The sequence below is a fragment of the Adlercreutzia sp. ZJ138 genome, assembly GCF_011038935.1.
Lineage (GTDB): Bacteria > Actinomycetota > Coriobacteriia > Coriobacteriales > Eggerthellaceae > ZJ141.
Genome location: NZ_JAAKEA010000008.1, coordinates 52498 through 78661, shown reverse-complemented (window position 1 = coordinate 78661; position 26164 = coordinate 52498). Strand labels below are relative to the sequence as shown.

Sequence of the window (26164 nt, the reverse complement as noted above, 5' to 3'; positions counted from 1 at the left end):
GGATTGTTGCTTCTTTTGTTGTTATCGTTGTCGTTTTTTCCATGATGTAAGCATACCACCAACAAAACGATCGCAAAATGTGCATTTGTATACAACGACATACGATTGGCACGATGAGCAAGACCCACCAATCTTAGGATGCTGCAAGCGAGCAAGTTCGGTGTTAAGGGCGATAGGATTCGATGCTGTGTGCCCCTCTGTCACCATGAGCAACCAGCGTGCCCTTCGACACGCTATGCGAGCGCGACGACGTTTGGCAGCCTTGATGTGTCGAGCGTTTTCAATTGATACGTCGCCTCCAGGTTGAGCCAGAAATCAGGCGTTGTCCCAAGAGCGCGCGATAGCAGCCATGCCATTTCAACAGACACGGAACGTCGTCCATTGACGATTTCGGACACCGCAGAATCGGGCTTACCTATCGCCTTGGCAAGCCGATACTGGCTGATACCGAGCGGCTCCAGAAACTCTTCTTTCAGAATTTCGCCTGGTGTTGAGATATATTCAGTGGTAATCACAGAACTCGACCTCCCTTGCTTCTCGTCCCGACCAAACGAAGCAGAGTCGCCATTGTCGATTCACTCTGATGCTGTACTGCCCCGCTCTACTGCCGGAAAGCTTTTCTAATCGATTGTTCGGAGGGATGCGCAAATCAGCCACGTCTCTAGCGGCGTCGAGCATCTGAAGCTTACGAAACAAAGTCTTGCGACAATCAGGCGGAACTCGACGCGGCAACGCTACGCCTTCCCAAAACAGCTGTATGTCTCTATCCTTGAACTTCATTCATCTCTGTTTCCCTATACTTCTGTATAACGCAAGTATACCCTGTTTTATGACGGGAGGAACGAACAAGCAGTCCCACAAGCGCGTTATCGCAGGTGGCGATACTTTTATCGCGCAAAATGTTGTGATTTTGTGAAGAGCGTGGTATAGTTTCGACTTACGGAGGCGTTGAGCTTCGGTAAGAAAAGGGTTCCGTTTTTGGAGGGGGCGGAACCCTTCTTCTTTGCCCGTAAGTCCAATTTGGGCTCAGTCTGAATGCCCGCGCGCACGCACTACAGGGGAAGACGGCTTTCGATTGCGCGGCCCAGCGTCACTTCATCGGCGAACTCCAAATCGCCACCAACGGGCAAGCCGCTTGCCAAGCGCGTTACCGTAACGCCCAACGGCTTTATAATGCGGGCCAGATACGCCGCCGTGGTTTCGCCCTCGACGTTCGGGTTGGTGGCAAGCACCACTTCTTGCACGTCTTCGGTAGTAAGCCGACGCAACAGCTCGGCGATGTGCAGATCGTCGGGACCAATGTTGTCCATAGGTGACAACGCGCCACCAAGCACGTGATACACACCCTTGAATACCATGGTGCGCTCAATAGGTGGGATGTCGCGCGGCTCGCTGACCACGCAGATAATGCTTGCGTCGCGCCGATCCGATGCGCAGATTTCACACACATCGTCCTGCGCATAGTTAAAGCACCGGCTGCAGAAATGTACGGTTTCCTTCACTTCGACAATAGCTTCCGCCAGCCGCAGCGCTGTTGCTGCATCGGTGTTGAGGATCCAATAAGCGATGCGCTGGGCCGACTTCGGGCCAATGCCCGGAAGACGTTCCAGCTCATCGAGCAGCTTCTGTATCGCCGGTGCCGCGTTCATTCGATGCGCAAACCTACATGAGGCCCGGAATGTTCATGCCACCCGTAGCGGCATTCATGCGCTGCGCGCCCAGCTCAGACACGCCACGAAGCGCCTCGTTCACCGCAGCGGTTACCATATCTTGCAGCATTTCGACGTCCTCGGGATCAACCGCATCGGGGTCAATAGTGATACTTTCAATGGTGGCATTACCCAACGCGACCGCCTTCACCATGCCGCCGCCCGCTGTTGCCTCAAACGTCATGTCCTTGATTTCTTCTTGCGCCTTGGCCATTTCAGCCTGCATCTTCTGCGCCTGCTTCATGATGGCGTTCATGTTACCCATACCACCGCCACCCGGGAATCCCCCACGTCGTGCCATATGGTCCTCCTTGCACTTGCGTTCGCTTATCGTGCGCTTCCCTGCTTTAAACCGCGATACAAGGAAAGCAACGCCCGCGCCTTATGCGGGCGGGTTTTGTCAGTCGTGCTATTTTACCGCCGATGCGCAGTTAATCCACCGTGTCGAAAACAACTCCATCACCAAACACGGACATAAGGGCATCTTTTTGCTCGAGGATGGTCGGGCCGCTCGCGTCAATGGACGCCGACGAGCGAGCATCAACCGGCGGCTCGGCGGGCAGGTCAACCTTGGCGGGCGACTGTAAGGCGGAAGGTGCCGGTGCTGGTGCAGGTACTGCGAGTGCGGGAGATGCCGGTGCGGAAGGTGCCGGTGCTGGTGCAGGTGCGGAAGGCACAGGCGCTGGTGCAGGTATTGCCGATACGGAACGTGTCGGTGCAGATGCTGCTGGCGAGGGCGGCTCTTCAAGCCCTCGAGAACGCAGCGGATCAACACCTGCATCGCCGGTAGGAACAGGTTCTTCATACGGTGCCGAGTCGTACGCATCGAGCGGGACGACCTCAGGCTCGGGAGCTTCGATGCTGGTGTGCGATGTGAAAGCTGCGGGTGCTGTCGAACGAGAAGGCGTTGTTGGCGCCACGGGCGCTGCGGGCACAAAGGTGTCTTTACCCAACCCTTGACCCGATCCGCGCTGCGTGTAGGAAAATGGCAGCGCGACACCTGTCGCCTGCTGCAGCGCGGCAGCAACGGCTGCTTGCACTTCGGGCTTTTGGGATGCCTTAAACGCGAAGGTGTTCTCGGCAGGAAACTCGATATTCAACGTTGCGTTTTCCTGATTGAATACGGCTTTCGTGTTCAGGAACAGCACGCCGTACGCTGCTTTGTTACGCTTGAGTGCCGTCAGCGCCGCCTGCCACATGCGCTGTAAGGCTGCAGGGTTTCGATAGCTTTCCGCCAACTCAGGCGGCACCGCGCCCACCGCACTTACAAGCTGCCCAGGACTCACAGGTTGAGCAACACTCGCAGGTTGAACTGCACCTCCCTGGTCCACATCAGTCAGCGAGGGTGCGCAGGGTGCGCCAGATTGCGACGAGAGCCCGAGGAAGCGGCCTTCGGGCCGCGACGAGGGCTCGCAGGCGTAAGATGGCGTGCGTTGCGCAGCCGCAGCGTCGGAACGTTCCGGCCGTTCGCCAGAACGGACGGAACCGAAAGACGAGGGCTCGCAGGCGCAAGATGGCGTGCGCTGCGCGGCCGCAGCGTCGACACGTTCCGGCCGTTCGTCAGAACGGACGGAACCGAAAGACGAGGGCTCGCAGGCGTAAGATGGCGTGCGCTGCGCGGCCGCAGCGTCGGAACGTTCCGGCCGTTCGTCAGAACGGACGGAATCGGGAAGTTCCGGCCGCGCGAGCGAACGGACGGAACCAGAAAGCTCGAGTGCTTCGATTCGCTCGGCAAGCGAGGCGAGCGTGAGGTCGGAGTCAGGCCGAACCATGCGCGTGAGCGCGATCTCGAATGACAGCCGCGGATTCGTTGAGGTCTTCAACTCGGCGAGCACATCACCTAACACGCACAGCAAACGGGACAGACGATCGGAGCCAAATAACGGCAGCTCAGAAACAAGCTGTGCGCGCTCGGTTGCCCCCACTTCAAGGGCAACATCGGCGCCAGCGAGCGACATCACGTAGAGATCGCGCACGTGCGCTGCCATGTCGCGAGCAAACTGAGCCAAATCGGCCCCGGTTTCCACGTAAGCGGCAACCCAACGAAAGCATGCTGCCGCATCATGTTCGCCAATCGCGCGCATGATATTCGCCAAGTCACTCGAACTGATTCCCCCCAGCATGCGCTCGGCAACATCAAGCGTCACCTTTCCGCCGCCGTACGCGATCAGCTGCTCGAGTGCCGTCAGCGCGTTGCGCATACCACCTTCAGCGCGATGTGCAATTAGTTCGAGTGCTTCACCTTCGAATTCCACGCCCTCGGCCGTACACACTGCCCCCAAGCGTGCCACCATGCCATCGGTTCCGACGCGATGGAAGTCGAAGCGCTGGCAACGCGAATGAATGGTTTCCGGCACTTTCTGCGGATCGGTGGTAGCTAGAATAAACACCACGTGATCGGGCGGTTCCTCCAAGGTTTTCAGCAACGCATTAAACGCAGCCGACGACAGCATGTGAACCTCGTCGATGATGTATACCTTGCAGCGCCCGCGCGTTGGCGCAAATTGAACGCGCCCGATAATTTCCTCACGCACATTTTCTACACCCGTGCGGCTTGCGGCATCGAGCTCATACACGTCCGGATGCTCACCTGCGGCAATCATTTGGCAGTCATCACACGTGCCGTCGGGATCAGGCGTGGGGCCATCTTGCCCTTTCGAGCACAGAAGTGCCTTTGCCAGCAAGCGCGCCATAGTGGTTTTGCCCGTGCCACGCGGCCCGCAGAAGAGGTAGGCATGGCTCACCTTGTTCTGCTCGATGGCGTTCTTGAGCGTGGTTTCGATATGCTCTTGACCTACCACGTCACCGAACACTTGCGGACGGTATTTTCTATACAGTGCTTCTGCCATAGATCGCGCTTGCCTCCGTTGCTCTTACGAATCACAACCGCACATCATTATAGCCGTCACCAACCGCGAAACGAACGGCCGGCGACCGAAAGCACGTTACCCCCGTCTATGGCTTTGGGGGTTACAGAGGTTACAGGAGCTGCAAGGGCTACGCCTCGCTCGTAACGCCAGCGTCATCATACCCACAGCGCCTACTGCCACCGCTGTGTACCAGCGAGCCAATTCCTCCCATCATCGCACGCGACGCCAATTCGGCGAGGTCTTCTATGGGAAGATCAGAATCATCCAATAACCATCGACGATACATCGCTGTCAAACCCGCTGCGAAAAATGTCGCACAGTAGTCACGATGCGTCTCATCAATACCCGTTAGACCAAGAAAATCCAGATCAACGAGCGCATTGCGAAGCGGAGTTTCCAAATACGTCAAAAACCCATCGGGTGACACATTTGCCAAGACACGACGCTGCTGCTCAACATCGGGCACAAACGCGCGCTCCATGCGCATGAACAACCGTGCGACGTCTGATGGGTTTCCTCCTCGCTTCAGCTCTTCATGTAACTCCGCTACGATATGGCTCGTCTCTTCCTCAAGTGCCTCACTGATTACATCGTCAATCGTACGGTAATGCAGATAGAACGTCTTGCGGTCAATACCGGCTTCGCGCGTCAGATCCGTGACTGTTATCTTTCGATAATCACGTTCGGTCAGCAGGCGCAGCAACGCCTCCCTGATAGCCCGTCTTGTGCGCAGTACCCGCCGATCAACACGCTCCATAGAACTCTTAGCACCTTTGTCGCCCATATATTCCACCATCTCTCGCTTCTCTACGGCCGTCCTCAATTTCATAATCATAAAAGAGGGGGGGGTGACATAATATGTTATTGTGCCACATCGTCTATCAAAACGAGTAGCTTCCTGGCCGTGATTGCCTAAAGAGCGGATATTCTCCAAATGTACAAAACGAGAGCTGGCATGTTCGCTTGCGCCGAGTCTCACGAAACTATGCAGCGCGACAAGTTACTTGGGAAATGCTGGCAGCTTCCCGCGAACTCTATTCTTGGCGTGCCTTCTTCTTGCGTGCGGCAAGCGCGCCTTTCACAGCCCCCACGAATGCCGGAGCCACCGATACGGCAACGATACCTAATACGATAACCTCGAAGTGCTCTTGCACGAAGGGAACACCGCCAAAGAAGTACCCCACCAGCACAAACAAACTCACCCACGACACACCGCCGATTACGTTAAAGAAGGTGAATTTGCCAAAGTTCATATGCCCCGTGCCCGCAATAAAGGGAGCGAAGGTGCGGAAGAACGGCATAAAACGCGTAATGATGATGGTCAGCCCGCCGTATTTCGCAAAGAAGTCATCAAGTTTTGCCATACGCTCAGGCGTGAGCGCTTTCACCTTGCCGGAATCGATGATACGGGAACCGAAGAAGCGAGCAATCCAGTAGTTCGACGTGTTGCCCAGAATAGCGGCAGCGTAGAACACGAGTAGCGTCGGCAGCAGATGTAGCCCACCACCTGGTGCCGAGAACACACCTGCGGCAAACAGCAGCGAGTCGCCGGGCAGGAAGGGAAAAAACACCAGACCTGTTTCTACGAATACGATCAAAAACAGCGGCGTATATACCCAGAGCGGCCCAAGCGCAATGATCCACCCCGCAATGGCAGCACGCGGGTCTTTCAGTAAGTTGACGAAAAAGTCGACGATCCCCACAAAACCCCCTTATACGATAATGCCAACCTTTGAGGAAATACTGATCAATTCCACCAGCCCTGCATTTGCAAGACGGCTTTAATCTGTGCTTCCCTTAGGCTGGCATAGCGCGTTCACGAAATGTAGAGTGTGCCGAACAGGCATGGGCGCTCGTCAGCGGTCCCTTATGGCTGCTTCCTCCCGGACCTGACCAGGTTCGAAACATGGCGCCGCCCAAGCCCGTTCGACACACTCGCTCTCTACTTCGAATCAGTATAGGCGAACGTAAAGTGAACCTGCCGAAATCGGCAGGTTCTCCAAAACTCCATGCGCGCTGCCGCGTGCGCCAACAGCGCCTACAGTGTGCGCAGCGACACTTCCTTCAGCTGACGCGCGGTCACCTGATTGGGAGCACCCGTCATGGGGTCGCTCGCGCTACTGGTCTTCGGGAAGGCTATAACGTCGCGGATGGACTGCTTACCCGCAAGCAGCATGACCAAGCGGTCGAGTCCCAGCGCGATGCCGCCATGCGGCGGCGCACCCAGTTCAAGCGCGTGCAGCAGATGAGCAAACTTCACGTCGATTTCCTCATCGGACACACCACAGCGACGCAACACACGGCGCTGCTCGGCAGCATCATGGATACGGATCGAGCCGCCACCAACCTCAAACCCGTCCATAACCAGGTCGTAGGCATAGCTTAGGCACTCAAGCGGAGCGTCTTCGATCTTGTCAAGGTCGCGTTCGTACATATGAGTGAACGGATGGTGCTCGGCGGCGTACTTCTTCTCTTCCTCGTCGTACTTGAACATAGGGAAGTCAACAACCCATAGTAACGCATGGCCCTCACGCGGAATATTCAGACGATCAGCCATGGTCAGGCGCAGCGCCGATAGAACAGCATTGGCCACAGCGGGCTTGTCAGCAGCGAACAGCAGCAAATCGCCCGGCTCAACAGCCATGGCAGCCTTGAGCGCCGCCCATTCCTCGTCGGTGAAGAACTTCTTGATGGGGCTCTTCTCCTGACCATCGGTAGTAAACGCGACCCACGCCATGCCCTTCGCGCCATTTTCCTCGGCAATGCTGGCCAGCTTCTCAACGTCACCGCGGCTCCAGTCGCCCGCACCCTTGGCATTGATCGCCTTCACCACGCCGCCGGACTGCGCCACACTCGCAAACACTTTAAAGCCGGTGTTCTTCACAATGTCGGTAATGTTTACCAGCTCCATGCCAAAGCGGATGTCGGGGCGATCGCACCCGAAGCGATCCATAGCCTCGGCATACGGCATGCGCAACAGCGGGAATTGCTGTTCAACACCAGCAGCCGTTAGCACCTCGGCCATCACTCCTTCCATCATGTCCACCACGTCGTAACCCTCGACGAACGACATCTCGATGTCCACCTGCGTGAACTCGGGCTGACGATCGGCGCGAAGGTCTTCGTCGCGGAAGCACCGGGCAATTTGGTAATAGCGCTCCACACCCGCACACATGAGCATCTGCTTGAATTGCTGGGGGCTTTGCGGCAGCGCGTAAAACTTGCCGGGATTCGGACGGCTGGGAACAATGTAGTCGCGCGCACCCTCAGGTGTGGAGTTCGCCAGAATAGGCGTTTCGATTTCCAAGAAGCCACGGGCATTCAGCGCCGCGCGCATAGCCTGGGCAACCGTGTGGCGCAGCTTTAACGCGGCGTACATTTCGGGACGACGGATGTCCATGTAACGCCATTTCATACGCATGGTTTCGTCAGTCTCGATGCCGTCTTCGATAGAAAACGGCGGCGTGACAGAAGTGTTCAGCACCTCGACTGCGGAAGCGAGCACTTCGATCTCACCGGTTGCCATGTTCGGATTCACGGCGTCGGCACCGCGTTCGCGCACCGTGCCGGCAACTTTCAGCACGTATTCGCGGCCTAAGTGTTCGGCTGTCTTGAAATCGGCGGCGCTCACACAATCGGGGTCGACAACCACCTGGGTATAGCCGTCGCGATCGCGAAGGTCACAGAAAATAAGTCCGCCATGGTCGCGATTGTGCCACGCCCAACCCGTGAGCACGACTTCGCGGCCCACGTCGCTTCTGCGCAGCTCGCCGCAGGTGGCGGTATGCATGCAGTATTCGTTCTTGAAGTCTGTCATGACGATCCGATTCTCCTTGCGTTTTTTCCTGTTCACCTCGTCAACGATAAACGTTGGCGGAAACGTATCTCAAACCTGATCATTTTACGACAGCCGTACGCCCATGCGGCCGCAAACACCAAACTCCCATGGGGAGAATCGCCTGAGCATTAGTCCGAGAACCGCAAATCCCGCATGAAGCGGTCGCAAAAGCTGCCGAAAAGCTGTTCTGGCACTTACTCCGCGTGAACAAACGGCGCGATGGAGCGCAGGGCAGCATCGCGCGCAGCCGCAACTTTTGACCCATCAGTTATCGTAAGTGTTAGTGAACCTCGGTAGCCATAGTCGGTTACCTCTGAGAACAACGCCACGGCGGGAACCTCGACTCCGCACACCGCACCAACCGCCTCATTTGCAGCCTGCTCCATGGCGCAGGCTGTGCTCGACAGCGCATCGCCTGCCGCCGTAACCACCACCGGAATGGACACCACCGTCAACGGGCGCAGCTTCGTAAGCGACGAGGTGTTGATAACGGAGTTCGGCACCACCACCTGCTCGCCCACGGCATTCACGATGGTCGTATGGCGCCAGGTGACGTCGCGCACCACACCACGTTGTCCGCCCACTTCGATGTTATCGCCCGGCTCAACCAATCCGGTAATGCTCACTTGTAGCCCACCGATCAGGTTGGCAAGTGTGTCCTGAAAACCCAGCGAGATGGCAATACCACCAATACCGAGCGCCGCCACCGCAGCACTCACGTCAACATTAAAGCAACTTGACAGCACTATACTTATACCAATGGCCCACACCGCCACGCGCCCGATATTGACGAAAATACTTGACGAAGGCAAAGGCGAGCTGTCGTGGCTGAGTACGCGCCGTAACAATTTCGTAAGCACACGCACCAGCAGCGCCGTAAGCGCAAGTACAACAATAACCGTAAGTGCTGTGCTCAACCATTCCACATGAAGGATGTTCTGGAAGAAAGATCGTAAGCCATCTGTTTGTTCTTCAGGATTCACGAAACACCTACCTCGATTTCAATCACCCGCACCGAGCACTACCACGATGCCGGCTTGTGCAAAACGAAGCTGGGTGCACGCCATTCAACAATGCACCCCGCTGCGCGCGTGGCGGGAAGGTCGATAAGCCGCTGGTTCGATGAGCCGCGCCAGCTGAGTCCGAGCGACTTGAGCGACTCAACAAACGGCCCATCTACCAGCACGTCAGTGTTGTTAAGTAGCTCGCGCGTGGGTTCGTCTTCTTCGGCACGACGCAACAAGTCTTCGTACAGATAGCCCGTGTAAGTCCACACGCCGTAGCCGTACTCCTTCAGCTGGCGCGCCATGTGCGCGCACGCTGCCGCCTGCTCAAACGGCTCGCCGCCCGAAAACGTGACGTCGTGTACGAGCCCATTCGCGCGGATGTCGGCAAGCACCGCATCGGTGGTGGTAAGCGTACCGGCATGGGCGGGCTGGCTTTCGGGATTGTGACACCCCGGGCACCCATGGCTACAACCCTGCACAAACACGGCATAGCGCAGCCCCGGCCCATCAACAATGGAGTCGGGAACTGCGCCATACAGGTTGACATTCATGCCCTTATTCCGCCTGTTCCTCTTACGCCTGTTCTGCGTGCTCCACCGGAACAACGTGCTTCACACGGTCATGCTCTTCGGCACGCTTTGCGTCATTGAAGCGATCGAGCGTACCCACCAGATACCCCGTGATACGACGAATGCGCTCGAACTGCACGCCGTGCTCTTCCTCGCGCCTGCCGCACTTAGGACACACGTCTTCAATGATGCCGTTGTAACCACATACCGGATCGCGATCGACCGGATGGTTCACACTGCCATACCCCATACCGCATTCCTTCATGTAGCGGATAACACTCTCAAAGGCCTCCAAGTTTTCGGTGGGGTCACCGTCGAGCTCGATGTAGCTGATATGCCCGCCGTTGGTAAGCGCGTGATAGGGTGCCTCGATAGCGATCTTGTCGAACGCGCTGATGTCGTAGTACACCGGCACATGGAAGCCATTGGTGTAGTAGTCGCGGTCGGTGACGCCGGGAATGCTGCCGTAGCGGGCGCGATCCATGCGCACAAAACGGCCCGACAGCCCCTCGGCAGGCGTAGCGATGAGCGTGTAATTCATGTTCCGCTCGCGGGAGATACGATCGACGTAGCTGCGCATATGGCCTACGATCTCCAAGCCCAGACGCTGTGCCTCGGGACTCTCGCCGTGATGGTGGCCCGTAAGCGCCACCAGGCATTCAGCCAAGCCGATAAAGCCTGTGGTCAGCGTGCCATGCTTGAGCACTTCGCGCTGTGTGTCAGTGGCTTTCAGATTCTCGGAATCGATCCACACGCCCTGCCCCATAAGGAATGGCGCATTGTACACGTGCTTGCGCGCCTGAATCTCGAAGCGCTCATCGAGCTGTCCGATGACCAGCGCCAGTTTCGCATCCAACAAATCGAAGAACAAATCGATATCGCCACGAGCGCGAATAGCCAGACGCGGTAGATTGATGGACGTAAACGACAGGTTGCCACGGCCAGGCGTGACCTCGCGGTTGGGGTCATACCTATTGCCTATGACTCGCGTGCGGCAGCCCATGTAGGCAATCTCGGTTTCTGGCGTGCCCTTGTAGTACTGCGCATTAAACGGCGCATCAAGGAAGCTAAAGTTCGGAAACAGCCGCTTGGCCGAGCAATGCATGGCCAGCTTGAACAGATCGTAGTTCGGATCTTCGGGGTTGTAGTTCACACCTTCCTTCACGCGGAAAATCTGCACGGGGAAGATAGGCGTCTCGCCAGACCCTAAGCCCTCTTCGGTGGCCAGCAACATGTTCTTAATAACCATGCGCCCTTCGGGGCTGGTGTCCATGCCGTAGTTCACTGAAGAGAACGGCGTCTGCGCACCCGCGCGAGAATGCATAGTGTTCAGGTTGTGCACAAGTGCTTCCATAGCCTGGAACGTTGAGCGGTCGGTATCGCGCTCAGCATTCTTTTCGGCGTAGGCAACTACGCGCTCAGCGGTACGAGCATCAACGCCTGCAGCATCAAGCTCGGCGAGCACGGCGGCGCGGAACACTTCGTCGATATCAATGCTCGCCACAACGCCGGTCACTTCTTCAACGCGCGCCAGCGCGCCTTCGGCAAAGGCACGGTCATCCTCGATGTCGGTAAGCAGGTCGACCGCTTCAGCCAAGTGCTTCTTAAATAGGCGACGGTAGGTTTTACGCACGCCTTCAGCCAAGCCGTAATCGAAGTCACATACACTCTGACCACCATGCTGGTCATTTTGGTTCGACTGAATGGCAATGCAGGCCAGCGCTGCGTAGCTGGAAATGTCGTTGGGCTCACGCAGCACACCGTGACCAGTGGAGAAGCCGCCCTTGAAGAGCTTTTTCAACTCAATCTGGCAGCACGTGGTGGTGAGCGTGTAGAAGTCCATGTCGTGAATATGAATGTCGCCTTCGCGATGAGCGCGCGCGAATTTCGGGTCGATGACGCACATCTCGTAGAACTGCTTGGCCGACTCCGACCCATACTTCAGCATAGTGCCCATGGCGGTGTCGGCGTCGATATTGGCGTTCTCGCGCTTCATATCGGACTCAGACGCCTTGGAGAACGTGATGTCCTTCAGTGTTTGAATGAGACGGCTGTTCACATCGCGTGCGCGGCTACGTTCGGCGCGGTACAGAATGTAGGACTTCGACGTTTGAACAAAACCCGACTCAATAAGGGTTTCCTCCACCAAGTCCTGCACGCCTTCAACCGTAGGAGTGCCCTCGATGGCGCCGTTTTCCAGCTTCTCAACAACCTTGTCCGCTATTTCCTCGGCGACGGAGCGATCTTGCATGGCAGCGCATGCCTGGAAGGCTTTTTCGACCGCGTCGGTGATTTTGTCTTTATTGAATTCAGCTGTGCGCCCGTCTCGTTTAATGATGGTTCCGACCATGCCAGAAGCCCTTTCTCTTTCGCTTGCATCGCTCGCTCATCTGCTCACTCGCGCTGCTATGCACAAGTTTTCCACTGAAAATTCGCATAGTTTTCCACAACATATTGTGGTATTGGCTGGATTTAAAGCAAACATATAGTACTTTGAGGAATGCAGGCACGCAAGGCTTGACATTGAACCGTTATTCGAAAATGCAGGCTCCACACAGAAAAGGAGCGCTTCGCGAGCGCTCCCGTTCATAGTATATTCACAAGCCCGGCACACACCTACCGATCGCCGGCCCTGCTTCCCAGCAAGCGCAGCACAGCGCCTTTCGGGCACACAAACACTCCGTCAACTGACCGTCCCATACGTTCTCGACCACGCGTGAGCACCGATGGCGGAGTTCAGCTGACCGCACAACCGCTGCCGTGTGTAGCTTCCCGGCGGAAGCAGCTCGACCACTTCCAGCAAGTCGGCAGGCAACTCGGCTGACTCGGCCGCCACTACCACATCGAGCCGACGGAGCACCGCGTCACAATCGCCTTCAAAGAGCGAGTCGACGAAATCCTGCAACACGCCGTAAAACGGGCTTCGTTCCTGCGCCCGGCGTGGGAACGGACGTGCGGCGCGCTCCTGCAGCAAAATCCGCTGCACGTACGCAAGCTGCTCGTCGAACGTCGCATCATCAAAGGCATCACGCATATCATCCACACGCTTTTCGCGCACGTCGCCCAAGGCACGCTCAGTGACGTCATCCGCTGGCATACGACGAGCCGCTTGTTCGTATACGCACGGGGGAATAACAGCAAACGGGCGACGATCAGATCCAGAATTGTGGTTGGTCATCACTCGTTCTCCTGCACGTCGGGGCGCATAACGTCAAACCCTTCAGATGCGGCGACTAAAGCGCCCGTGTATGCCGGCGTTGCTGCGCCGTCGGCGCGCAAAAATTGCACCCCACCGCCGCGTAGGCGTGTGGCAGCCTCGATCATAGTGTCCGGACAGAAGTACGGGTTCTCAGCAGTTGCCTGGCCCTGTTTGGGATCATTGCGTGCTACCGTAAGCGACACCATTGCCGGAAGCGACGTTGCAGCACGGAGACGCCCAACCAGTGCAAGTACCCCTTCGATACTCAGCTCCGAACGAATGCCGGCAACTGACGCCCCAAACTCGTCCATAACGGCGCATGCGTCTTCCAACGTGTGACGGCCGTTTGCAAGCATTCCATCGGCACGAACATCAACGCTTGCGAACACCGGGCAGTCGAGCACTTGCCGCATGCCCATGAGCGCGCATTTCAGATCGACCGCATCGGCAAATCCTCCGAGTAGTACCGCATCGAACGCCTTGGTGCTCATCATGCGGGCAATGCGAGCATATTGGCTGCGGCTCTCGTTCAATGACGCTTTACTGGACGGATCGAGCGGCAACCCACTCGGACCCACATGAACCAGCAGATGCTGCGGAGTAAGCGATACTGCGGTGGCAATACCCTGGTCGATGACGTCCTGCACACGGTCTTCCAGCCCCACATGAGCCAACCTCGCCGGCAGCGCCGATTCGGTGTTGGTAACCAAACACTGAGCACCGGCAACCTTATTGAGCCGCAGTGCATCACGAACAGCCTCCGGTTCAACCAATCCAGCAAATTCTAGGCTCTGATCAGGGTCGAACCCTTGACGCTCCAACACGGGTGCAATCGGAGCCGACAAGACGAGCATGTCCTTATGGAAGCGAAGTTGAATGTCAGGCATATGAAACCTCCCCTTCACAAAACGCGCACTGGCCGTGCAAACGTTCTTCAATTCTGCTTTCTATAATAGCATCAGCAAGCGAGAGGCTCCCCTCCTTTCCTTGTCTCTGCTTCATAAGAAAGCAGAACGGCGCATAAAGCGCCGATCATCCCCTCCTTGTGGCCCGGCGGTTCCCCTCCGCCGGGCCGATCATTTTCCCCAAGGAAACGCTGACTAAGGTCGTCTTGGCGTGCGTTTCCCTGATACACGCTTTTCGTGCCGCCGCCTCGCAGCGCTTTTGCCGGCAAGCGGCACGACACAAGCGTTCCTATCCTTACTGCTGCGCCGCTCGCTGGAACAGCACGTTGTTCGTTTCAAGCCAGCTTTCCACGGTGCCCGTATCAAAGCCATCCGCAGGATCAATCACCAACGCATACATCTCTTCCTCGCGCAGCACAGCATCGAGTGCGTCAGTCAGCTGAATCTCGCCGCCAACCGTGGGCTTCCCCTCGGCAAGCAGCTCCATCACGCGCGCAGACAGCAGGTAGCGGCCAAACACAGCCAGGTTCGACGGAGCCTCATCAACCGCTGGCTTCTCAACGAGCGATGACACCTTCCACACGTCGTCAGCTACCGCTTCCCCAGCGATGACACCAAAACGGCTCACCTGATCGGCAGGCACCGGCATAACGGCGATGACGCTCGCACCTCCATGAGCATCCGACACATCCTGCATGCGCGGCAGCATCTTGTTATCGGGAACAAGTACGTCTCCCAACAGCACATAGAACGGCTCGTCCGCCGTTTTCTCATGCGCGCAGTAGATGGCATGCCCCAACCCCAGAGGCTCATCTTGGTACACGTAGCTTACGTTCAAGCTTCCGGCATGTTCCACCGCGTCGGCGTATTTGTCCTTACCGCGCTCGCGCAACATGGCGACCAGCTCGGGTGCTGGCGAGAAATGTTCCTCAATAGATTTCTTCTCGCGACTGTTGATGATAACCACCTCGTCGGCCGCCGAGGCCAAGCCTTCCTCCACAACGTACTGAATGGCAGGCCGATCGACAACGAGTAACATCTCCTTCGGCTGTGCCTTCGTGGCGGGCAAAAAACGGGAGCCTAAGCCAGCAGCGGGAATCAAAGCCTTCATTCGTCTTTCCTTTCGCAAACGGACATCAACAGCGAGCACGGCCCTTCGCAAAGTGCCTTACTCGGCAACGCACCAAGCTCATTTCAGGCAGCGATACGTTTCGCACCTACGAAAGCCGCAGTACCTGTGGCGTTCGCAATACGCGACGACCTCACTCCCCCTTCGACGACACAGCAGCATCACGCAACGCCTCTTCCAGCACGGCGATCTGCTTCTCGGTCTTCTTCATGCCGGATACCACAATAGCCACATACACCAGCAGTATGAGCCAAATCAACGCGTACGCCGCAATCACATACGGAGCGGACGGCAGAATGGTGCTGTATATCTCTATGAGAACAGGGTTCATGATACAACCTTTCCTTTCTTTGCGCAGATGCTCAATGCGAATGCGCCGCAGCCCCTTCAGTGAGCGGAAGCTGAAACCTCAACCACAAACGCAGCAGCCGAGGACTATTCGTCTAGTAGCTCTTTTAATGCTTCAACGCGCTCAGCCATACGAACTTGACGGAAGCGCGCACGGTACAAGCCAAACGCCACCATGAGCAGCCCCACCATGCACACAGCAACGGTCATGCCCATGTCGCCCGACATACCCCCTGCACGCAATACCACCGGATGCACACTCGACGGAATCATGCGCGTAACCATAAAGCAGATGGGCACATCGACAAGCGAGACAATGGAGATAACGGCCGCATATACGCCGCGCCGCTCGAAGTCGTCAATCGCGTTGCGCAAGATAAAATACGCGATGACAATCAACATAAGCACCAAGTACGTAGTCAACCGAGGTTCCCAATACCACCACACGCCCCACTCAAAGCGCGTCCACATTTCGCCGGTTGCCATCGTAGCCACCACGAACACAAGTGCAATTTCCATCGCTATCTTGGAACACGTGTCGAAACGCTGCTGCTTCGTTGCCAGAAAGCGTGCGCCATAGTACGCACCGAACGCCAAAGCAATAAACGACACCAGCGCAACCGGCATATGAAAATAGAAGATTTTCTGAGAGATGAGCAGCTTCGTGTTGACCATCTGCCCACCAATGAGCTCAACGCCTTCGACGCTTGCGCCATTCACCGGCGCGGCGTACAGAAACGCCATGAGAAACCCGATGACAGACACCACAGCACCTAACGGCAGCAGCACCGCCGCCAGACGGTCGGGCCATTGTCCCGCCTCGGGAAGTTTACTGGTTTTTTCCCCAGCCATAACGACCTTTCTCTCAAATGCGGTCTTACTGCATTATAGCCGAACCGCTGCCACCCGCACCGCGCCGCCACCCAGCGGCTAGCGCGGCCTGCTTTCATGGTGGCACAAAACGCACGCGTAAGGCGGCTCACTCATGCAGGCAACTCACCGTACAGGCGGCACCATGGCGCTGTAGCGCCGTAACACTTCAGCAGTACCACCTGCGCACACTACGCGGACACGACGTAATCATACAGAACCCAGCTGACCAGCACCATAACTACGTCGTAGCCAGCAGCCAGCGCAATGGCAGGAACAAACACATCCATGAACCCTTCAGCACCAACGATCACCGCCGTTGTCGACGACACACATGCGTACAGCAACGGGAACACCAGCGGAATAAACAGCACCGCTAGCATCACATCTTTGCCGCGCGTGTTAATGGTGATAGTCGAAAGCAACGTACCAATGCCAGCAACGCCCACCGTTCCCACAAGCAACGGCACAACCATCAGCCAAAATGACGAAGCCACGCTTGTCCCCTGCAAAAAGAAAAAGAAGAACAAGGGTACAGCCACAACCTCAACCGCCAACAGAAACAACAAGTTTGACGTTGCCTTCGCCAGAAAAACCACGGAACGGTCGAGTGGGACAAGCAGAATACCCTCGAGACAACCTTGTTCCTTCTCGTGCGAGAAGGAACGGTTCAAACCCAGCAGCGACGTAAACACGATGAGTGCCCACAACAAGCCGCCGCACATTTGAAGGATGTCGAGGTCCTTCGACGTTTGACCAAGTGCCGCTCCATACACAACAAGTACCAGCAGCGCATAGATGCCCATAGATGTGAGCATTTCCTTTGTACGAAATTCCTGCTCGAGGTCTTTTCGGAGCAATGCCTTGTACTGGGAAAACGTCGACGGTCGGCTCACTTCGACCGTACGCTGCGCCCGCGCGGGTTGCATGCGTTCTGCCATTTACGACACCCCCATGCCAACCGTTGCGCGGTACAAGTCCGCAAACTCCCCGAAATCGAGGTTTCCCTTCTCATCAAACGCCACAATGTGACCTTTCGCCATCACGAGCGCATGCGTGCACATGTCGAAACCTTTTCGCAGATCATGGCTGACCATGACAAACGTTCGCCCGGCACGCTGCGCGTCAATGAGCTCGTCGAATATCTCAACCGCATGCGGGTCGAGACCAGAATACGGCTCATCAAGAAATACTACGTCGGGATTATGGATGAGCGCACGAGCAATAGAGAGCCGCTGTGTCATGCCACGGGAGAACGTGCGCACCACATCGTGACGACGGTGCTTAAGCTCGACCGCCTCAAGCATGTCGAGCACACGTTGTTCGGGGTTATGCACGCCATACAAACGCGCGTACACCATTAGGTTCTCTTCGGCAGTCAAATCGGGATACAACATGGAGTTGTGCGAGATAAGCCCAATGTGCTCGCGCGCGCAGTCGGGCTCTTCTCTCATGTCGATTCCCATAAGCCACGCCTCACCCTTGGTTGGACGAACAAGTGTGGAAAGCATCCTGAGCAACGTGGTCTTACCCGCACCGTTCGGGCCGAATATCGACAGGAACGCGCCGCAGGGCACTTCAAAGGTTACCCTATCAACCGCTTTGCGCGTGCCAAACGCCTTCGTCAGCTTCTGTGCCCTTATCGCAGCTTCCATGACCGGCTAGTCCTTGTCTGTGTCGGCGTCTACCGCCACCTTGGCAACACTGGCAGTATCGCTGTTGGTGGCCTTGGCGGAGTCATGGTCGTCGTTTGCGGCTTCAGGAGCCACATCGGCCAAGCCAGTGCCTTCCGTCTCGGCGGCGAGCAGCACATCTTCCCTTTCGGCGCACGATCCCCGTTTCGCGCCGCGCCCGCCGCACGTGGCTATTACCACGCCTACCATCAGCAAGACAAACCCTACCCACACCACAGAGATCAACGGGTTTACGCGCACATCCATAGCAAAGTCGCCGTCTTCGTTCACACCGCGGTACACCACGAACAAGTCTTCGGTCGGAAACGATATAACGCTTGCGATGAGTTTTTGCTGCTGAGTTGATTGAACCAGCTGCACCGTCGGATCAACCGAACCAACAAACTCGCCATTTTTGTACACGTCGTAATACAGCGTGTACAGGATGTCATCACCGTTTTTCTGCTGTTCGATACTATTGCCCGTGTACGTGAGCGTGTAATCCTTGATAGTGAAATCCTCGGCCACGGTGTCAGTTTTAGAATCGTAGGGCACGTATCCTACCACGTTCGTTACGTACATCGATGAGCCGATAAGCCCCACTAGAATAACTGCCATGCCAAAGTGGGAAACAAAACCGCCAAACGAGGAGGCACGATGCGTGAGCATGCCGCCAAGTGCCGCAAGCGTACCGCAGCCGTGACCCTTCGCATAACCGCGCACCGCGCGCCCCAGCATGAACAGCGAGTTGAAAAACAATACGCTCGCAACCGCAAAACCAACCACAGCAAGCCCGTTGTAGTACCACCAGGGGCCTTCTTCCTGCAATCCCGCCGCCTCGGCACCCCCAGCGGCGATCACGTCGTTGTAGCCAGGGAACAGGTACGTGACGAAATACACCATGAGCACGACAAACAACGCCAATGCGCACAATCCCGGCACTTTCGCACGCTTCCAAAAGCGTGCACCATCGGTCTTACCCCACGACAACAGCGGGCACACCGCAAGAATGCCCAAATACACCACACCGAGCGGACGAGCGATGGCGTTGTAGGTTCCCGCAGAAACGCTCTGGCCACCGAATGGCAGAAACGACGGTAGCGCTGACGAAATAGTCAGATACGCGAGCAAGAACGCAAATACCACCATGATCACGTTGTTGAAGTAGTAGGCGGCATCCTTGGACAACATGTTTTCCACATCGTCAGTGCCATCAGACGATGGCCCAAAGCTCTTCCAGCGAACAACAAGACCCACAACACCAGCGAGCACCGACACCACAATCAGCGCGCCGAACAGCGCCAACGACACCGGATCACCCTCGAATGCGTGTACCGATTGCACCAGTCCGGAGCGAGAAATGAACGTACCTACGATCACAAACGCAAACGTCAGACATGCACACATGACACTCCAACGCTTGAATGCGCCACGCTGACGGTACACCGTGAAGCTATGGATGAGCGCCACACCCACTAACCACGACAACAAGCTGGCGTTCTCGACCGGATCCCAGCCCCAGTAACCGCCCCAACCGAGCACCACGTACGCCCACACAGCACCTAAACCAATGCCTATTCCTAAGAACAGCCACGAGAACAGGGTGTAACGCTGCGAACGGATCACCCATTCGCGCGACGGGTCGTTCACAATCAACGCCGCAATGGCGTATGCAAACGGCACCGTCAGGCCAGCGTAACCCACAAACAGCGTGGGCGGATGAATCGCCATGGCCCAGTGCTCGAGCAGCGCATTCATGCCGTACATTGACGCTGCAGCAGTCAGCGTACCGTCCGCACCGTACAGATTCTCAGGCGTCACTGTGAAAGGCATATTGCTTTCCGAGAACAACAACACACCCACAAACGCCGCAAGCACGATGGTCAGCACGAGCAGCGCCATACTGTCGAGCTTCGCCAAACCTTTCATGTTTCGGGCAGCCATAAGCGCACCAAATGCTGCAATAAGCCACGCCCAGAACAAGAGTGACCCTTCGCGGCCCGCCCAAAGCCCCGAGAGCTTGTAGAGCCAAGCAATACTGCTCGAAGAGTCGCTGTGCTGCATGAGTACGTACTCAATCGAGTAATCGCCCACCATAAAGCAGTACACCAACACACCACAACACACCGTAAGCGCGATGAACGTGATAAGCACGCCCAGATGCCCCGCCCAGGTGAGCGTTTCGCCGGTGCCGCCCGTTCGCTTTTTCTGCAGAAGAGAACCGGCGATCAGGCACACCACCGTCACACCAATGCCCGCGAATGCAACAAGCAAACCGAGCAAACCAACTATTGACATACCTTCATCATCCCTTTCAGTGGCAACCGGGCTTTACGCCTTCAGTGCCACATCAGTTGCCGCAAACGTGCCGTCCTCACCAAGCGAACCGGTAACTACCAGTGCAGCGCCTTCGGAAACGCCATCGGGGATAGCTCCGTCGTAGGCAACGCCAAGCTCGACCGAACCGTCTTCCGACGTGAGAACAATGCGATCGCCCTCTCCGACCGCCGCCACCGATTTCGCAACACCGGCAACTTTCACCGGTTTGCCAATGACGCTATCGCCGTAATCGAGCAGCTGCTCAACCGTCAAAGCATCAGTGGCGTTCTCGTATTTCGACGGACACTTCGTCACCAGCTCGGTACACGACAACACACCATCGGAATCCATCTTGCCCGTACAAATAGCAACAACACCGTTGCCGAACGTCGCCGACACACCTCCATCGAAGCGAACATCAAGCTCTTGGGAAGGATCGCCCTCGGGATCATAAATTCTAAATGTGAGCACGCCATCCTTTGTTTCGAAGGAATTGTCGACAACCGTGCCGGTAACCTGCACCTTCTGATCCTGATACGCTCCGTTTACCACGTCAGCAACCGTTACCGATTTCGCCGAACTCGATCCGCCAACCACCGCGAGCACGATAATCAAAACAATGACAATCACACCAGTGACGACCACCATGCGCCGCTTCATCTTCTTGTTCATGTGTCTCCCTTTTTATCGCACCGTATTCATGCAGCGCTCATGCATGCGTTATAACCGAATAATTTTCCCGCACTTCCCATGAGCCCGAATCGCACCGCCCGTGAAACTAAAAATTCACCATGAGGGCATGTCTTGCCTGACGTTTCATACTCAGGACACGTCTTGTGCGCTTTGCCCGTACGTGCGCTGCGATTCTTGATCATGAGACAGAAAAGGGCTTGTCGTGAGCACACGTGCTCACGACAAGCCCTCTCTCTTGCTTGTTTGCCCGATCTACCGTCGGACGTTGCGACGCTTAGGCGGCGGTGTTCGCCAGTGCCTTGGCGTCAGAGGCGCTCAGCCAGCCTTCGGGAATCTCGGCATCGCTATGGCACTGCGAGCATTGCAGAACGGATGCACGATGAGCCTTGTGGCACTCGCTGCACGCAACCTCACCATGCTGCGCAGAATGCGGATTGCGCTTCATGTCGTCGGTAGCAGACGCAAGTTGGTCGCGCGTCAGGTTATGGCAGCCCTCGTTCAGGCAGAACTCGTCGGGCGTCAACCCACGAGCCGCAACCAGATCCTCCAGGCTCTTCTCGGGAAGAACCACACCGAACGCGGAGTTGTCAACCACTTCGTAGCTACCAGATACCCACTTCATGCCCTCGCCGATCTGTTCGCTCAGCGTCGGAACATGGCAGCCCATGCAGGTGATCTCGTCGTTCATCTTCTCGCCCCAATCGCGATGCACGCACGCGAGCATCGAGCTGGAGTTCGCAACTTCATTGCCCCACTTGTCGGTGGCCGCAGCACCAACCTCTGCCTCATAGGTCGGCAGATAAGGATCCATCGGCGTGTGGCAAATGGCGTTGCAGAAGCTCGGCTGCTCATGCCAAACCCAGAAGCCGGCACCGGCTGCAATCACGACAACCGCAACTACGCCAAGGATGATGGGGAGTTTCTTCTTTCCCTTCTTTGGCGCAGCCTCCTTGGTTGGAGAGTCCTCGACTACGGTTGCCTCGGCGGCGGCTTCCGCTTTGGTTACCTCTTCACTCATTCCTCTTCAACCTCCTTTCAGGTTTTCATCAGGCGCATACCTTCCATGCGCGTTTACCCGCAGAAGTGTAGCGCAAACTTTAATGCCCGTGCATAATAGCGCAAAATAATCAGTTCAGTATTCACCCGTTTTGGGGGATTTTCCAATTGACGCAGTTTTCGAAGACACTCTTTAGCTGCGCGCAATACAGATGTGCTAACTGGCCCAGAGAAACACTGATTACTTCCGCCAGCCCTACATTTGTAGTGCGGTGCCTGGAGATCTCAAATCTCATTTACGCACGTACACACGCACATTTGGTCTTTGGCTCCCAGCCATCCACCCTGCAAACGCAGGACAAGACAACCTTAATCAGTGTTTCCCTGGCGTTTAAACGTCATCGACGACGCTTCGTCTCCCATGATCAACCGATCACCATCAAGGCGCATCAATGCCACGTTGTTGTCGAGTGTGGCCAACCCCTCATCGGTTGATGTAGCTTGCCATGTTCCTGTTGATATCTCACCGTACTGATCGATAATTAACGTGCCATCTTCTTCAAGCGTAAGCTGGATGATCATCCCAAGATCTCGCATCTCTCTCACGTAATCGGGCGATAAGGCACTTTCGTCGCCCGACGTTTCAACGAGCTCCCACGAACCCACAAACGTATCGCCGTCATGTAGCGTCGCGCATCCGCACAACATCAGCAAGACCAGCATTGCCGTAATCGCACCTGCAAGTTTAATGACGTCTCTCATACGTGGCCCCTCCTACATTGCACATCGCAAATCATCCCCTATATTCATTCTGAACTGTTTGAACAAAAAAAGAAAGAAGAAGTTTTGCAACTTCGCTCATCCACGATTGACAAAGCCCATTCGCACTGCCACAATGTCAACTTGCGTGAATAAGCCAGGACGCAAGCAACGGACGGAATCGCACGGTTTGCGCATGGCGAAATTTCGGGGCATTAGCTCAGCTGGGAGAGCGCGGCGTTCGCAATGCCGAGGTCAGGGGTTCGATCCCCCTATGCTCCACCAATATTTAGAAAGGTCGTTGGCCCAGGTCAGCGGCCTTTTTTGGTAACCTAACATGGATCGAACCCCGAGAGGGCAAAATGCGCCAGTGGCGCATTTTGGTCCGAAAGCCGAAGGCTTGAGGAATTCACGGATTCGCGAAGCGAATACGTGTCGATCCCCCTATGCTCCACCAATATTTAGAAAGGTCGTTGGCCCAGGTCAGCGGCCTTTTTTGGTAACCTGACACGGATCGAACCCCGAGAGGGCAGAATGCGCCAGTGGCGCATTTTGGTCCGAAAGCCGAAGGCTTGAGGAATTCACGGATTCGCGAAGCGAATACGTGTCGATCCCCCTATGCTCCACCAATATTTGGAAAGGTCGTTGGCCCAGGTCAGCGGCCTTTTTTGGTAACCTGACATGGATCGGACCCCGAGAGGGCAGAATGCGCCAGTGGCGCATTCTGAACAGCAAAAAGGCCCCGGCATGCGGGGCCCAAAAACGAATGTGTTTTGGTTTGCTGCTTACTCGGCAGCCTTCTCCGTGTAAGCACGCGTCACAGACGAGTCAACCGGCACACCGGGGCTCATAGTGGACGCAACGGTGATAGACTTCACGTAACGGCCCTTGGCTGCAGCGGGTTTCATGCGAAGGATTTCGTCGTACACAGCACCGTAGTTCTGGGCGAGCTGCTCGGGAGTGAAGGAAACCTTACCCAGGATAACGTGAGCATTGCCGTAGCGGTCGGCACGGTACTCCACACGACCACCCTTGAGCTCCTTGATAGCCTTGGCTACGTCGGTAGTCACGGTACCGAGCTTCGGATTCGGCATCAGGCCACGGGGGCCGAGAATCTTACCCAAGCGACCAACCTTACCCATCTGATCGGGTGTGGCGACAGCAGCGTCGAAGTTAAATTCGCCAGCCTGAATCTGAGCGACCAACTCGTCGGTACCAACAATGTCGGCACCAGCCTCTTCAGCAGCGCGAGCAGCTTCGCCCTCAGCGAACACCGCCACGCGAACCGTCTTACCAGAGCCGTTGGGCAGGCTCACCGTACCACGGAGCTGCTGATCGGCCTGACGAGTATCGATGCCAAGACGGAAGTGGACTTCAACCGTCTCGTCGAACTTTGCAGTCGCGATCTCCTTCAGCAGCGCCATGGCATCGATCGGCGCGTACGCCGACTCAGTGATCTTCTCCTGCGCGGCGCGATAATTCTTGGATAACTTCATACTTGCTTCCTTTCGTGGTAATGGCGAGCGCCTTAAGCGCCCTTCCACTTATCTATGGTAATGGCACCTGTGTACCATCGACCTAACTTCATACACTGCTCTATGCGTATGCAGCAGTGCATTGCTTATAGCTTACGCTTCACCCCTGAGAATGGCCGCAACCTTACGGGAAGGTACATACTTCTTCTTCATGGGACGACCCTCAATGCGTACACCCATGCTACGAGCGGTGCCTGCAATGATATTCATGGCAGCATCGATATCGTTGGCATTCAGATCGGGCAGTTTGATCTCGGCAATCTCGCGAAGCTGATCTTCGGTCAACGTACCAGCAACCTTGATTTGAGGAATGCCCGAACCACTCTTAATGCCCAGCTTCTCCTTAATGAGCACCGCAGCAGGCGGGGTTTTGCAGACAAACGTGAAGCTCTTGTCTTCGTAAACGGTAATCTCAACAGGGATGATGGTACCGGACTGATCCTGCGTCTGGGCGTTGAACGCCTGGCAGAACTGCATGATGTTAACACCCTGAGCACCCAGCGCCGGACCGACCGGAGGGGCAGGATTTGCAGCGCCTGCCGGAATCTGCAGCTTAACAAAGCCGGTTTTCTTCTTTTCAGCCATTGTGAACGTTCCTTTCAGCTGAACAACATTCGTTTCGTTTTGCTATCAACTAAGCGCCTTACATGAGAAGCCCCGGTCCACTCGGGCATGCGCAGCAGCTTGTTTGCTTACCAGTTATATTTTCGCCACCTGATCGAAGGAAAGCTCCACCGGTGTCTCGCGACCAAAGATGGAGACCATAACCTTCACCTTGCCAGCCTCGGGAGCAACCTCTGAAACAATGCCATCGAACTCGGCGAGCGGGCCAGACACAACCTTCACGGACTGGCCAACTTCCAAACTCGAAGATGTTTTCTTCGGAGTTTCGGGGCTTGTACGCTTCATAATCTTGTTGTACTCGGCACGCGTAAGCGGAGCGGGTTTGTTGTCGGCCCCTACGAAGCCCGTAACGCCTGGAGTGTTGCGAACGGCTGCCCAACTGCGATCATCGAGCTCCATACGAACGAGCACGTAGCCGGGAAACACTTTCTTTTCGCTCTCCACACGACGACCGCCGTCTTTGATCTCGGTAACCGTTTCCGTGGGTATCTCAATAGCGAAAACGTTGTCTTCCAGCCCCATTGTCTCAACACGGGTCTGAAGGCTCGCTTTCACTTTGTTCTCGTAACCAGAGTACGTATGCAGAACATACCATTTCTTCGCCATGTACCTTGCTCCTTACGCAACAAGCCCGGACAAGCTGGATATCGCAACCAGCAACGGCGTAACGATAACGTTGTCCAGCACGGCGACGAATACACCAAAGAAAACCAACGCAGCCACAACGACGCCACTCCAACGAAGAACGTCCTGACGCGTGGGCCATGTAACCCTGCGCATCTCGGAACGCACACCCTTGAAGAACGTCCGAATGCGACCGGGCTTCTTCTCCTTCTTGACAACTTTATTGGCATCCGCCTGCTTGCCGCTGTTCGAGGACGATCCGGCGGTCTCGGACTTCTTGAACAAGCCTTTCTTAGGGGCCTCCGGTTTAGCAGCAGGTTCTTCCTGCTTTACCTCCAGGCCCAACTCCTCGGCACGCTTCGCCTCCGCCTTTCGCTTGGCGCGCGCCGCAGAAGCTTTTGCTCGCTGTGTCTTTGATTTCTTAGCCATCTGTGTCCTTAAGCGGAAATTGATTTCCTTCTAAACGCCAAACAAGCAGCCTGACTCCAAGCTGCTCC

At 56.2% G+C, this 26164-nt stretch carries 26 protein-coding genes, 1 tRNA gene and 1 other RNA gene; 1 reads left to right on the top strand and 27 read right to left on the bottom strand.

Annotation, left to right across the window (positions count from 1 at the left end):
* Positions 1-233: 233 nt before the first annotated feature.
* From G7Y43_RS05165 to G7Y43_RS05055, 23 genes are all read right to left on the bottom strand, one after another.
* On the bottom strand, positions 234-515 hold the full coding sequence (locus tag G7Y43_RS05165) for a HigA family addiction module antitoxin (RefSeq protein ID WP_165044757.1): 282 nt from the start codon (positions 513-515) through the stop codon (positions 234-236).
* The gene (locus G7Y43_RS05160; RefSeq protein WP_165044755.1) at positions 502-780 is read right to left on the bottom strand and encodes a type II toxin-antitoxin system RelE/ParE family toxin; all 279 of its coding nucleotides are present in this window, start codon (positions 778-780) and stop codon (positions 502-504) included. Before G7Y43_RS05160 ends, G7Y43_RS05165 begins: the two co-directional genes overlap by 14 nt.
* A 272-nt stretch (positions 781-1052) precedes the next feature.
* On the bottom strand, positions 1053-1649 hold the full coding sequence (gene recR, locus G7Y43_RS05155; RefSeq protein WP_165044753.1) for a recombination mediator RecR: 597 nt from the start codon (positions 1647-1649) through the stop codon (positions 1053-1055).
* A gap of 13 nt (positions 1650-1662) precedes the next feature.
* The gene (locus G7Y43_RS05150) at positions 1663-2010 is read right to left on the bottom strand and encodes a YbaB/EbfC family nucleoid-associated protein (RefSeq protein WP_165044751.1); all 348 of its coding nucleotides are present in this window, start codon (positions 2008-2010) and stop codon (positions 1663-1665) included.
* A 130-nt stretch (positions 2011-2140) separates the two neighbouring features.
* Complete coding sequence (gene dnaX, locus G7Y43_RS05145; RefSeq protein ID WP_165044749.1) at positions 2141-4558, bottom strand: DNA polymerase III subunit gamma/tau; 2418 nt, start codon at positions 4556-4558, stop codon at positions 2141-2143.
* Positions 4559-4706: 148 nt separating this feature from the next.
* Positions 4707-5363: a TetR/AcrR family transcriptional regulator gene (locus tag G7Y43_RS05140; protein ID WP_165044747.1), complete on the bottom strand. Its 657-nt coding sequence runs from the start codon at positions 5361-5363 to the stop codon at positions 4707-4709.
* A 250-nt stretch (positions 5364-5613) separates the two neighbouring features.
* Complete coding sequence (locus G7Y43_RS05135) at positions 5614-6282, bottom strand: VTT domain-containing protein (protein WP_165044746.1); 669 nt, start codon at positions 6280-6282, stop codon at positions 5614-5616.
* A 130-nt stretch (positions 6283-6412) separates the two neighbouring features.
* Positions 6413-6508, bottom strand: an RNA gene (gene ffs / locus G7Y43_RS05130) — signal recognition particle sRNA small type.
* Between the two features lie 109 nt (positions 6509-6617).
* A complete protein-coding gene (aspS, locus tag G7Y43_RS05125) occupies positions 6618-8396 on the bottom strand; it encodes an aspartate--tRNA ligase (protein WP_165044744.1) in 1779 nt (592 codons plus the stop codon).
* Between the two features lie 215 nt (positions 8397-8611).
* Positions 8612-9400, bottom strand: a complete 789-nt coding sequence (locus tag G7Y43_RS05120) for a mechanosensitive ion channel family protein (protein ID WP_241158162.1) — start codon at positions 9398-9400, stop codon at positions 8612-8614.
* Positions 9401-9438: 38 nt separating this feature from the next.
* Positions 9439-9975, bottom strand: a complete 537-nt coding sequence (gene nrdG, locus G7Y43_RS05115; RefSeq protein ID WP_165044742.1) for an anaerobic ribonucleoside-triphosphate reductase activating protein — start codon at positions 9973-9975, stop codon at positions 9439-9441.
* Positions 9976-9997: 22 nt separating this feature from the next.
* Positions 9998-12343 (bottom strand): anaerobic ribonucleoside triphosphate reductase, encoded by a 2346-nt coding sequence (locus G7Y43_RS05110; protein WP_165044740.1) that lies wholly within the window; start codon positions 12341-12343, stop codon positions 9998-10000.
* A 333-nt stretch (positions 12344-12676) separates the two neighbouring features.
* Positions 12677-13171 carry a hypothetical protein gene (locus G7Y43_RS10780; protein WP_370514642.1) on the bottom strand — a complete coding sequence of 165 codons (495 nt, stop codon included), beginning with the start codon at positions 13169-13171 and terminating at the stop codon, positions 12677-12679.
* On the bottom strand, positions 13171-14079 hold the full coding sequence (locus tag G7Y43_RS05100) for a homocysteine S-methyltransferase family protein (protein WP_165044739.1): 909 nt from the start codon (positions 14077-14079) through the stop codon (positions 13171-13173). Before G7Y43_RS05100 ends, G7Y43_RS10780 begins: the two co-directional genes overlap by 1 nt.
* Positions 14080-14392: 313 nt before the next feature.
* Positions 14393-15208: a UTP--glucose-1-phosphate uridylyltransferase gene (locus G7Y43_RS05095; protein WP_165044737.1), complete on the bottom strand. Its 816-nt coding sequence runs from the start codon at positions 15206-15208 to the stop codon at positions 14393-14395.
* Between the two features lie 151 nt (positions 15209-15359).
* Positions 15360-15557 (bottom strand): CcmD family protein, encoded by a 198-nt coding sequence (locus G7Y43_RS05090; RefSeq protein WP_165044735.1) that lies wholly within the window; start codon positions 15555-15557, stop codon positions 15360-15362.
* A gap of 104 nt (positions 15558-15661) precedes the next feature.
* Complete coding sequence (gene ccsA / locus G7Y43_RS05085) at positions 15662-16426, bottom strand: cytochrome c biogenesis protein CcsA (protein WP_165044733.1); 765 nt, start codon at positions 16424-16426, stop codon at positions 15662-15664.
* A gap of 209 nt (positions 16427-16635) precedes the next feature.
* The gene (locus G7Y43_RS05080) at positions 16636-17385 is read right to left on the bottom strand and encodes a heme exporter protein CcmB (RefSeq protein WP_206215091.1); all 750 of its coding nucleotides are present in this window, start codon (positions 17383-17385) and stop codon (positions 16636-16638) included.
* Complete coding sequence (locus G7Y43_RS05075; RefSeq protein ID WP_165044731.1) at positions 17386-18099, bottom strand: ABC transporter ATP-binding protein; 714 nt, start codon at positions 18097-18099, stop codon at positions 17386-17388. It abuts the gene before it with no gap.
* 6 nt (positions 18100-18105) lie between these two features.
* Positions 18106-20415 carry a heme lyase CcmF/NrfE family subunit gene (locus G7Y43_RS05070; protein ID WP_165044729.1) on the bottom strand — a complete coding sequence of 770 codons (2310 nt, stop codon included), beginning with the start codon at positions 20413-20415 and terminating at the stop codon, positions 18106-18108.
* A 33-nt stretch (positions 20416-20448) separates the two neighbouring features.
* Positions 20449-21108, bottom strand: coding sequence for a cytochrome c maturation protein CcmE (locus G7Y43_RS05065; protein ID WP_165044727.1), 660 nt, complete (start codon positions 21106-21108; stop codon positions 20449-20451).
* 295 nt (positions 21109-21403) lie between these two features.
* Positions 21404-22147: a cytochrome c3 family protein gene (locus G7Y43_RS05060; RefSeq protein ID WP_165044725.1), complete on the bottom strand. Its 744-nt coding sequence runs from the start codon at positions 22145-22147 to the stop codon at positions 21404-21406.
* Positions 22148-22494: 347 nt separating this feature from the next.
* On the bottom strand, positions 22495-22887 hold the full coding sequence (locus tag G7Y43_RS05055) for a hypothetical protein (RefSeq protein ID WP_165044723.1): 393 nt from the start codon (positions 22885-22887) through the stop codon (positions 22495-22497).
* 206 nt (positions 22888-23093) lie between these two features.
* Here G7Y43_RS05055 and G7Y43_RS05050 point away from each other — a divergent pair.
* Positions 23094-23169: transfer RNA gene (locus G7Y43_RS05050), tRNA-Ala, on the top strand.
* Positions 23170-23669: 500 nt separating this feature from the next.
* Here the strand turns inward: G7Y43_RS05050 and rplA are convergent.
* The 4 genes from rplA to secE form a co-directional block, all read right to left on the bottom strand.
* Positions 23670-24380, bottom strand: a complete 711-nt coding sequence (gene rplA, locus G7Y43_RS05045) for a 50S ribosomal protein L1 (protein ID WP_165044722.1) — start codon at positions 24378-24380, stop codon at positions 23670-23672.
* A 132-nt stretch (positions 24381-24512) separates the two neighbouring features.
* The gene (rplK, locus tag G7Y43_RS05040; RefSeq protein WP_165044720.1) at positions 24513-25004 is read right to left on the bottom strand and encodes a 50S ribosomal protein L11; all 492 of its coding nucleotides are present in this window, start codon (positions 25002-25004) and stop codon (positions 24513-24515) included.
* A gap of 114 nt (positions 25005-25118) precedes the next feature.
* On the bottom strand, positions 25119-25649 hold the full coding sequence (gene nusG, locus G7Y43_RS05035) for a transcription termination/antitermination protein NusG (protein ID WP_165044718.1): 531 nt from the start codon (positions 25647-25649) through the stop codon (positions 25119-25121).
* Positions 25650-25661: 12 nt separating this feature from the next.
* Positions 25662-26096 carry a preprotein translocase subunit SecE gene (gene secE, locus G7Y43_RS05030; RefSeq protein WP_165044716.1) on the bottom strand — a complete coding sequence of 145 codons (435 nt, stop codon included), beginning with the start codon at positions 26094-26096 and terminating at the stop codon, positions 25662-25664.
* Positions 26097-26164 lie beyond the last annotated feature (68 nt).

Coding starts and splice junctions, on each gene's coding strand:
- G7Y43_RS05160 (WP_165044755.1), bottom strand. CDS start 780: ATGAAGTTCAAGGATAGAGACATACAGCTGTTTTGGGAAGGCGTAGCG.
- recR (WP_165044753.1), bottom strand. CDS start 1,649: ATGAACGCGGCACCGGCGATACAGAAGCTGCTCGATGAGCTGGAACGT.
- G7Y43_RS05150 (WP_165044751.1), bottom strand. CDS start 2,010: ATGGCACGACGTGGGGGATTCCCGGGTGGCGGTGGTATGGGTAACATG.
- dnaX (WP_165044749.1), bottom strand. CDS start 4,558: ATGGCAGAAGCACTGTATAGAAAATACCGTCCGCAAGTGTTCGGTGAC.
- G7Y43_RS05140 (WP_165044747.1), bottom strand. CDS start 5,363: ATGGGCGACAAAGGTGCTAAGAGTTCTATGGAGCGTGTTGATCGGCGG.
- aspS (WP_165044744.1), bottom strand. CDS start 8,396: ATGACAGACTTCAAGAACGAATACTGCATGCATACCGCCACCTGCGGC.
- nrdG (WP_165044742.1), bottom strand. CDS start 9,975: ATGAATGTCAACCTGTATGGCGCAGTTCCCGACTCCATTGTTGATGGG.
- G7Y43_RS05110 (WP_165044740.1), bottom strand. CDS start 12,343: ATGGTCGGAACCATCATTAAACGAGACGGGCGCACAGCTGAATTCAAT.
- G7Y43_RS10780 (WP_370514642.1), bottom strand. CDS start 13,171: ATGACCAACCACAATTCTGGATCTGATCGTCGCCCGTTTGCTGTTATT.
- G7Y43_RS05100 (WP_165044739.1), bottom strand. CDS start 14,079: ATGCCTGACATTCAACTTCGCTTCCATAAGGACATGCTCGTCTTGTCG.
- G7Y43_RS05095 (WP_165044737.1), bottom strand. CDS start 15,208: ATGAAGGCTTTGATTCCCGCTGCTGGCTTAGGCTCCCGTTTTTTGCCC.
- G7Y43_RS05090 (WP_165044735.1), bottom strand. CDS start 15,557: ATGAACCCTGTTCTCATAGAGATATACAGCACCATTCTGCCGTCCGCT.
- ccsA (WP_165044733.1), bottom strand. CDS start 16,426: ATGGCTGGGGAAAAAACCAGTAAACTTCCCGAGGCGGGACAATGGCCC.
- G7Y43_RS05080 (WP_206215091.1), bottom strand. CDS start 17,385: ATGGCAGAACGCATGCAACCCGCGCGGGCGCAGCGTACGGTCGAAGTG.
- G7Y43_RS05075 (WP_165044731.1), bottom strand. CDS start 18,099: ATGGAAGCTGCGATAAGGGCACAGAAGCTGACGAAGGCGTTTGGCACG.
- G7Y43_RS05070 (WP_165044729.1), bottom strand. CDS start 20,415: ATGTCAATAGTTGGTTTGCTCGGTTTGCTTGTTGCATTCGCGGGCATT.
- G7Y43_RS05065 (WP_165044727.1), bottom strand. CDS start 21,108: ATGAACAAGAAGATGAAGCGGCGCATGGTGGTCGTCACTGGTGTGATT.
- G7Y43_RS05060 (WP_165044725.1), bottom strand. CDS start 22,147: ATGAGTGAAGAGGTAACCAAAGCGGAAGCCGCCGCCGAGGCAACCGTA.
- G7Y43_RS05055 (WP_165044723.1), bottom strand. CDS start 22,887: ATGAGAGACGTCATTAAACTTGCAGGTGCGATTACGGCAATGCTGGTC.
- rplA (WP_165044722.1), bottom strand. CDS start 24,380: ATGAAGTTATCCAAGAATTATCGCGCCGCGCAGGAGAAGATCACTGAG.
- rplK (WP_165044720.1), bottom strand. CDS start 25,004: ATGGCTGAAAAGAAGAAAACCGGCTTTGTTAAGCTGCAGATTCCGGCA.
- nusG (WP_165044718.1), bottom strand. CDS start 25,649: ATGGCGAAGAAATGGTATGTTCTGCATACGTACTCTGGTTACGAGAAC.
- secE (WP_165044716.1), bottom strand. CDS start 26,096: ATGGCTAAGAAATCAAAGACACAGCGAGCAAAAGCTTCTGCGGCGCGC.